Origin of the sequence: Streptomyces sp. MZ04, from assembly GCF_004684775.1 — a bacterium.
In the GTDB taxonomy this organism is placed as follows: Bacteria; Actinomycetota; Actinomycetes; order Streptomycetales; family Streptomycetaceae; genus Streptomyces.
In genome coordinates, this window is sequence record NZ_SRIC01000339.1 from 1 (window position 1) to 8,252 (window position 8,252).

Here is an 8,252-nt window from a genome sequence, read left to right on the forward strand (position 1 = left end):
GACCATGACGGCCGAGACGGGGTTGTCAATCTGGCGTTGACTTTTGGCACGCTGTTGAGTTCTCAAGGAACGGACGCTTCCTTTGTACTCACCCTCTCGGGCTTTCCTCCGGGCGCTTCCCTTCGGTGTTTCTTTTGTTCTTGCGTTTCCGACTCTATCAGACTCTTTCGTGTCTGATTTCCTCGGTGCCTTTCAGGTTTCCGCTCCGGCCTCTCGGCCTTTCGCGTTTCCCTTTCCGGCGGTTCCGACTCTACCAGATCCTTTCGGGCCTGATTCCCAGTCAGCGGGGTTTGCCTTCCCGGCTGTTGGGCCGTTCCGACGTCTCAAACTCTAGCGGTTTTTCCCGGCGACTCATAATCGAGCCTTGGAAATGAATTCGGGCATACCGAATGCGTTCCCGGTGGGATGTCGTGCAGAGTTTGGTTTGCCGCGTCTCAGCGGCGGGAGGTGCTGTCGCAGAACCGTTACGGCTCCGTGGCAACCCGAAGAACCTTACGGATCGGGCAGGTGACTGTCAAACCCCGAGGTGGGGGGTTCAGCCCAGGTCGGTGAGGCGGCCGCCGGCGTCCGGCTGGGCGTCCTCGACCCGGCGCAGAAGGCGGGTCAGCACCTCTCCCAGGGCGCCCCGTTCCCGAGGGGACAGGTCCTGGAGGAGGTCCTCCTCGAAGACCGTGGCCAGGCGCATCGCCTCCAGCCACTTCTCGCGGCCCTCCGCGGTGAGCTCCACGATCACGCGTACGCGGTTGGTCTCGTCGCGATCCCTGGTGACCAGACCCTCCGCCACCATGCGGTCGATGCGGTGGGTCATGGCGGCCGGCGTGAGGCCGAGGCGCTTGGCCAGCTCGCCGGGGCCCATTTGGTACGGGGCGCCGGAGAGGACGAGTGCCTTGAGGACCTCCCACTCGGCGTTGCTGATGCCGAGGGTCGCGGTCTGCCGCCCGTAGGCGACGTTCATACGGCGGTTGAGGCGGCCGAGGGCCGAGACGATCTCCTCGACCTGGGGGTCGAGGTCCTGAAACTCCCGCTGGTAGGCGGCGATCTGCTCGTCGAGAGTCGGCTCACTGGGGCCGGGAGTGTCACCCATGGCCGCAGTATGGCACGGCCTCGCTTGGCGTTGAAGTCCTTCCATGTGTATTGTTTAGGTTCTAACTTTAGCTTCGAAGTCTTCACGTCTAACTCCTAAGGTGGGTGAAAGTGACCAGGGCGATGGGCGCAGCGATGCGTCGCATTCAGGCAGGCAGCGCGCTGAGCGCGTTCGGTGTCGGGTTCACGGTTCCGTTCCTCTACGTCTATGTGGCGCAGGTGCGGGATCTGGGGTCCGGTGCGGCGGGCATCGTGCTCGCCGCGTTCGCCATGGCCGCGCTGATCGTCCTGCCCGTCACCGGCCGCGTGATCGACCGCCGCGGCCCCCTCCCCGTACTCGTCGGAGCGGCGCTGATCGCCTCGGTGGGGGCCGTCGCCCTTGGCTTCGCGAGCAGTGAGGTGACGGCGATCGTCTCGGCGGCGCTCCTCGGCGCCGGCACCGCGGTCATGCAGCCCGCGCTCGCCACGATGATCGTCTGGTGCTCGACGCCGAGCACCCGCACGCGTGCCTTCGCGATGCAGTTCTTCCTGCAGAACCTGGGCCTGGGCATCGGTGGGCTCATCGGCGGCCAGATCGTCGACGAGCACCGGCCGAGCAGCTTCACGCTGCTGTTCTCCATCGAGGCCGTGATGTTCCTGGTGCTCGCCGCGATCGCGGTCACCGTGCGGCTGCCGCACTCGCCGGCGCTCCAGGGCGCCATGCCCAAGGGTTCCGCGCCGCGGGGCGGGCTGCTGGAGCTGCTGCGGCACAAGGCGATGGTGCAGCTGTGCGTGCTCGGCTTCGTGCTCTTCTTCGCCTGCTACGGGCAGTTCGAGTCGGGTCTCTCCGCGTACGGCGTGGAGGCGGCCGGGGTCTCGCCGTCGACGCTGGGCATCGCGCTCGCCGCCAACACGGCCGTGATCGTCATCGCGCAGTTCGCCGTCCTGAAGTTCGTGGAGCGGCGCAAGCGGTCCCGGGTGATCGCGGCCGTCGGGCTCATCTGGGCCGTCGCGTGGATCGCGGCGGGTTACGCGGGGCTCGGCAACGGCAGCAAGGCCATGGCCACCGCCGCGCTCATCTCTACGTACGCGCTCTTCGGGCTCGGTGAGGCGATGCTGTCGCCGACCGTCGCGCCGCTGGTCGCCGATCTGGCTCCGGCCGGGATGGTCGGTCAGTACAACTCGGCCTTCGCCCTGGTGAAGCAGCTGGCGCTGGCGGTCGGTCCTGCCGTGGGCGGGCCGATGGGGGCCTCGCTGCACGGGCCGTACATCGTGACGTTCCTGCTGTTCTCGCTCGGCATCAGTGTGCTCGCGATCCGGCTCGGTCGGCAGCTCACGCCGGTGCAGAACCAGCCGTCCCTCGCCAAGAGCCGGGTGGTCGCCCAGAGCGCCCCCGAGCCCGTACCGGCCACCTCTTCTTAAGAAGTCAGCTTCTTAAGAAGTCAGCGCGGCAGGGCGAATTCGCACCAGACCGCCTTGCCGCCGCCCGGTGTGCGCCGCGAGCCCCAGTTCGAGGCGATCGTCGCGACGATGGCGATGCCACGGCCCGCCTCGTCCGCGGGCTCGGCGCGGCGGCGCCGGGGCAAGTGGTCGTCGCCGTCCGTGACCTCGATGATCAGGCGGCGGTCCGTGCGGCGCAGGCGCAGGCGCATCGGCGGTGTGCCGTGCTGGAGGGAGTTGGCGACCAGTTCGCTGGCCGCGAGGACTCCCAGGTCGTGCAGTTCCGGCGGGAAGCGCCAGCTGGCGAGGACGCCGGTGGCGAAGGCACGCGCGCGTGGCGCCGCTTCCACGCCGCCGAGCAGCTCCAGGGCGGCGTTGCGGAACAGCTCGGCGTCCAGGCCCTTGCGCGCGGGGTGCTGGAGGACCAGGACCGCCACGTCGTCGTCGTGGTCCGCCGTCACCCCCAGGGCGCGGATCAGGCGGTCGCAGACCACCTGGGGTGTGCCGGTGGCGCCCGCGAGTGCGCGCTCCAGGGCGGCGACTCCCTCGTCGATGTCCTCGCTGCGCCGCTCGACCAGGCCGTCCGTGTAGAGGACGGCGGTCGAGCCGGGGCCGAGCGGGACGGAGCCCGATGTGTGCAGCCAGCCGCCGGTGCCCAGCGGCGGGCCCGTGGGTTCCTCCGCGCGGTGGATCGTGCCGCTCTCGTCCCGTACGAGGATCGGCAGGTGCCCGGCGGAGGCGTAGACGAGGCTGCCCTCGTTCGGGTCGTGCACGGCGTAGACCATCGTCGCGATCTGGCTGGCGTCGATCTCGGCGGCGAGGCCGTCCAGGAGCTGCAGGACCTCGTGCGGCGGCAGGTCCAGGCGGGCGTACGCGCGTACGGCCGTGCGGAGCTGGCCCATGACGGCCGCCGCGCGGACGCCGCGGCCCATGACGTCGCCGATGACCAGGGCGGTGCGGCCGCCGCCGAGCGTGATCACGTCGTACCAGTCGCCGCCGACCGCCGCCTCCGTGCCGCCCGGTTGGTACGTGGCGGCGATGCGCAGGTCGTCGGGCTGCTCCAACTCCTGGGGCAGCAGCGAGCGCTGGAGGGTGACGGCCGTCTCGCGCTGGGTGCGCTCGCTGGCGCGCAGCCGCTCGGCGGCCTCCGCGTGGTCGGTGACGTCGGCGGCGAAGACGAGGACGCCGTTGTCCTTGAGGCCCGCGGCGGAGCCGCTGATAGGCACAGTCACGGGGGTGCACGTGAAGGTGTAGGAGCGGCCGCTCGGCGCCTTGCGGGACTTCACCGTGCGCGGCTTGGAGCTGCGCAGGACCTGGTCCAGGAGGGGCAGCAGGCCGAGCTCCTCGAGCTCGGGCAGTGCCTCGCGGGCCGGTTCGCCGACGGGGCGTTCGCCGAAGGCGGCGGTGTAGGCGTCGTTGACGTACGCGATGCGGTGGTCGGGGCCGTGCACCAGGGCGACGAGGGCCGGGATGTGGTCGAGCACCTCGCGGGTCGGCAGTTCGTCGACGCCGCCGGTGGGCGCGGGTGCCGTGCCGTCCGGGCGGCCCTCGGCGCGGGCCGCGGGGACGGAGCTTTCGGCTCGTGCCGGGGAGAGCCCCAGGTCGGTCCGCGCCGCGGCGCGGCGCTGCGTTCCGGGGAGCCGGGCGCTCCAGCGCGTGAAGTTCACTGCGGTAGGCCTCGTGATGTCGCTTCTGGATCGGGCGGGGATTTCCGGCGGTCCTGGCCCGCCCATGGTCACACGAACAGTCTGGCCGACCGGACTGACATCCGTCAGACGCCGACGGCGCGGGAGGAGTTCCTGCCTCCGGTCAGGAGGACTCCTTCGGGCTTCTGCCCCCGGCCGCGAGTTCGAACTCCGCACGCGGGTGCTCGAGCGACCCCAAGGAGACGATCTCCCGTTTGAACAGGCCGGACAGGATCCATTCGGCGAGGACTCGGGACTTGCGGTTGACGGTGGGCACCCGGCTGAGGTGGTAGACGCGGTGCATGAACCAGGCAGGGTAGCCCTTCAACTTCCGTCCGTAGACATGTGCGACGCCTTTGTGAAGTCCCAGGGAGGCCACGGAGCCCACGTAGGTGTGCGTGTACTCCGTGAGGGGCTGTCCGCGCAGTGACGCGGCGATGTTGTCGCCGAGCGTCCTGGCCTGGCGTACGGCGTGCTGGGCGTTGGGGGCGCACTCCTTGCCGGGCTCGTCGGCGGTGACATCGGGGACGGCTGCCGCGTCTCCCGCGCCCCACGCGTGCGTGGCGCCGTCCACGGTCAGCTGGGCGGTGCAGTTCAGGCGGCCGCGTTCGTTCAGCGGCAGGTCGGTCGCGGCGAGCACCGGATGCGGTTTGACGCCGGCGGTCCACACCACTGTGCGGGTGGGGAAGCGCGCGCCGTCGCTCAGTACGGCGACCCGGTCCTCGCAGGAGTCCAGGCGGGTCTCCAGGCGTACGTCGATATTGCGGCGCCGAAGCTCACGGACGGTGTACTTGCCCATCTCCTCGCCGACCTCCGGCAGGATCCGCCCGGAGGCCTCGACGAGGATCCACTTCATGTCATCGGCCTTGACGTTGTGGTAGTACCGCGCGGCGTAGCGGGCCATGTCCTCCAGTTCGCCGAGCGCCTCCACGCCCGCGTACCCGCCTCCTACGAAGACGAAGGTGAGGGCGGCGTCGCGGACCGCCGGGTCGCGTGTCGACGAGGCGATGTCCATCTGTTCGATGACGTGGTTGCGCAGGCCGATGGCCTCTTCGACGGTCTTGAAGCCGATGCCGTGGTCGGCGAGGCCGGGGACGGGCAGGGTGCGCGAGACGGAGCCGGGGGCAAGGACCAGTTCGTCGTACGTGATGTCGACGGGGCCCGCACCCTCGTCCTGGGTGGCCAGGGTCGTGAAAGACGCGGACCGCTTGGCGTGGTCGATCGCCATGACCTCGCCGATGACGATCCGGCACTTGTCCAGGACGCGGCGCAGCGGGACGACGACGTGTCGCGGCGAGATGGAGCCCGCGGCGGCTTCGGGCAGGAACGGCTGGTAGGTCATATACGGCTCGGGCGTCACCACCACGATCTCCGCTTCGCCCCGCTTCAGCTCCGGCTTCAGCTTCCGCTGGAGGCGCAGCGCGGTGTACATGCCGACGTAGCCGCCGCCCACAACGAGAATGCGCACAGGTTCCTTCACCATCCCATGACGCACCCAGCTCTTGAGTTTGTCCACAGGCTCGGCAATTTGTGTGACCGGCCGCGATGTGCGACGCGCCGTCGGCGATTTGCCGGGGCGATCGAGAGGAGTGCAGGTCAGCGGCCGGGAGAGGGGTGAAATGCAGAGGTGCAATCGGGTCGGAATCGGTGCGTACTCCGATCGGGGGGCGCTCTGTGCGGAACCCGCCTCTTCTGAATTGACTCTGGCTCAACTATGTTCGTGTGTCGTCGGGGTGTCGGGGGATGCGCTCGTCGGGTTCAGCAACGGGACCCGGGAACAGGGCTCGCTCCTCACACTCCGGTAGTCAATGACGGGGAGTGTCTCCGGGGGGAGACGTCATTACCGGGGGAACGCGTATGCATATGCAGGAATCTCACTGGACTTCGACGACGGCGACGGCATCGGCCATCGCCACCAGCGGGAACGGACGCGACATGGGGGACGGACCGCGTACGACGCCGCTGCGTGTGGACGCACAGCGCAATCTCGAGCATGTCCTTCGCGCGGCGCGCGAGGTGTTCGGCGAGCTGGGGTACGGCGCCCCGATGGAGGACGTCGCGCGCCGCGCGCGGGTCGGTGTCGGCACGGTCTACCGGCGGTTCCCGAGCAAGGACGTACTGGTCAGGCGGATAGCCGAGGAGGAGACCTCCCGGCTGACCGACCAGGCGCGTGCCGCGCTCGGTCAGGAGGACGAGCCGTGGTCGGCGCTCTCGCGCTTCCTGCGGACGTCCGTCGCTTCGGGCGCGGGCCGGCTGCTTCCGCCGCAGGTGCTGCGGGTGGGCGTCGCCGACGAGGTCGCCGGTGGTGTGCGGGAGGACGAGGCGCGGGTGCCGCAGCAGCGGCAGTCGGCGCCGGGCGGTCCCGATCTGCGGCTTGTCGAGCAGCGATCGGCGCCCGTCGAGGAGTCGTTGCCGGACGACCCGGGGGCGGTCGCGCTGCTTGACGTCGTCGGGCGTCTGGTGGAGCGGGCGCGTACGGCGGGCGAGCTGCGCGCCGATGTGACCGTGGCGGACGTGCTCCTGGTGATAGCCACGGCTGCGCCCTCGCTGCCGGACGCGGCGCAGCAGGCGGCGGCCTCCTCGCGGCTCCTGGACATCCTGCTCGAAGGTCTGCGGTCGCGCCCCACGGCGTGACGCACCCGCGGGAAGGTTCAACTCCGGTCAAACACAAGGACGTTGAGCCTTCCCCGAATGGGTGAACGGTAGTGCTCAATCGCGGTAAGTCACCTCGGACGGGTGGTTGACCGTCATCACAGTCCACCGGAACACGGCCGTGTGGCACTCTTTCCCGGTGTTCGGGTCTGAGTGCGCAAGCGGGGGCTTTCCGCGATGAGTGGTGACGGGCGGGACGACGCGTCCTCTGCCGTGGGTGAGGAGGCCGGAGGGCTGCCCTCTCGCCAGGTGCCGAGCCAGGGCGGGCCCGGTGGCACCACCGCCGGTACCGGCGGTGGTCCCGGCACCGGTCCCGACGGTGCGGATCCCAGCGTTCCGCCACAGCGGGAGCCCGGCCGGGGCGAGGCGACGTCCGTGGACGGTCCGCCGGCCGACAGCGACCTCATCGCCCGCATGCGGGCGGGCGACGACACCGCGTACGAGGAGTTGTACCGCAGGCACGCCGACGCGGTCCGCCGGTACGCACGCACGTGCTGCCGGGACGCGCACACCGCCGACGACCTCACCGCCGAGGTCTTCGCGCGGATGCTGCAGGCCGTCCGCGGCGGCAGCGGGCCCGAGCACGCGGTGCGCGCCTATCTGCTCACCACGGTGCGCCGCGTCGCCGCGGGGTGGACGAAGTCACAGAAGCGCGAGCAACTGGTCGACGACTTCGCGGTGTTCGCCGCGCAGGCCGCACGCAGCTCAGAGGTGTCCGACGACGACACACTCGAACTGGGCGCGGACGTGCGCGCGATGCACGAGGCCGAGCAGTCGATGGCCATGCAGGCGTTCCGGAGCCTTCCCGAGCGCTGGCAGGCCGTGCTGTGGCACACGGAGATCGAGGACGAGTCCCCCAGCGACGTCGCCACGCTCTTCGGGCTCGACGCCAACGGCACCCGCGTGCTCGCCAAGCGCGCGCGTGAGGGTCTGAAGGAGGCCTACCTCCAGGCGCACGTGAGCAGCACGCTCACCCAGAGCGAGGAGTGCGCGCGCTACGCCGACCGGCTCGGCGCCTACGCGCGCGGCAGCCTGCGCACCCGGGCCGAGCGCGGCCTGCGCAAGCACCTGGAGGAGTGCGCCAAGTGCCGTCTGGCCGCGGGCCAGATCAAGGAAGTCGCCAGCGGGATCCCCGGTGTCGTGCCGATCGCGGTCATCGGTTGGTTCGGTGCCGCCGGGTACGCGAAGGTGGCCGCGCTCGTCGGCGGTGGCGCCGCCGGTGCCGCGGGCGCCGGTGCGGCCGGCGCGGCGGCGGCGAGCGGTGGCTCGTCGGGTGGCGCGGCGGGCGGCGCGGCGGCGGCGAGCGGTGGCTCGTCGGGTGGCGCGGCGGGCGGCGCGGCGGCGGCGAGCGGTGGCTCGTCGGGTGGCGCGGCGGGCGGCGCGGCGGCGGCGAGCGGTGGCTCGTCGGGTGGC

6 protein-coding genes are annotated in these 8,252 nt (G+C 70.6%); 3 read left to right on the top strand and 3 right to left on the bottom strand.

The annotated features are described in order from the left end of the window. Positions 1 to 535 precede the first annotated feature (535 nt). Positions 536 to 1,084 (bottom strand): MarR family transcriptional regulator, encoded by a 549-nt coding sequence (locus tag E2651_RS38250; protein WP_135335880.1) that lies wholly within the window; start codon positions 1,082 to 1,084, stop codon positions 536 to 538. A gap of 122 nt (positions 1,085 to 1,206) precedes the next feature. Here E2651_RS38250 and E2651_RS38255 point away from each other — a divergent pair, with 122 nt between their 5' ends. Next, a complete protein-coding gene (locus E2651_RS38255; RefSeq protein ID WP_209446349.1) occupies positions 1,207 to 2,484 on the top strand; it encodes an MFS transporter in 1,278 nt (425 codons plus the stop codon). Between the two features lie 20 nt (positions 2,485 to 2,504). Here E2651_RS38255 and E2651_RS38260 read toward each other — a convergent pair whose 3' ends face one another. Together E2651_RS38260 and E2651_RS38265 are read right to left on the bottom strand one after the other, a co-directional pair. Beyond that, positions 2,505 to 4,169: a SpoIIE family protein phosphatase gene (locus tag E2651_RS38260; protein ID WP_135335882.1), complete on the bottom strand. Its 1,665-nt coding sequence runs from the start codon at positions 4,167 to 4,169 to the stop codon at positions 2,505 to 2,507. A gap of 142 nt (positions 4,170 to 4,311) precedes the next feature. Then, a complete protein-coding gene (locus tag E2651_RS38265) occupies positions 4,312 to 5,670 on the bottom strand; it encodes an NAD(P)/FAD-dependent oxidoreductase (protein WP_135335883.1) in 1,359 nt (452 codons plus the stop codon). A gap of 374 nt (positions 5,671 to 6,044) precedes the next feature. On the opposite strand from E2651_RS38265, the gene E2651_RS38270 reads away from it, so the two are divergent. Both E2651_RS38270 and E2651_RS38275 read left to right on the top strand, forming a co-directional pair. Continuing rightward, positions 6,045 to 6,821, top strand: coding sequence for a helix-turn-helix domain-containing protein (locus E2651_RS38270; RefSeq protein WP_135335884.1), 777 nt, complete (start codon positions 6,045 to 6,047; stop codon positions 6,819 to 6,821). A 195-nt stretch (positions 6,822 to 7,016) separates the two neighbouring features. Then, on the top strand, positions 7,017 to 8,252 hold a 1,236-nt coding region (locus tag E2651_RS38275; protein WP_135335885.1), incomplete at its 3' end, for a sigma-70 family RNA polymerase sigma factor.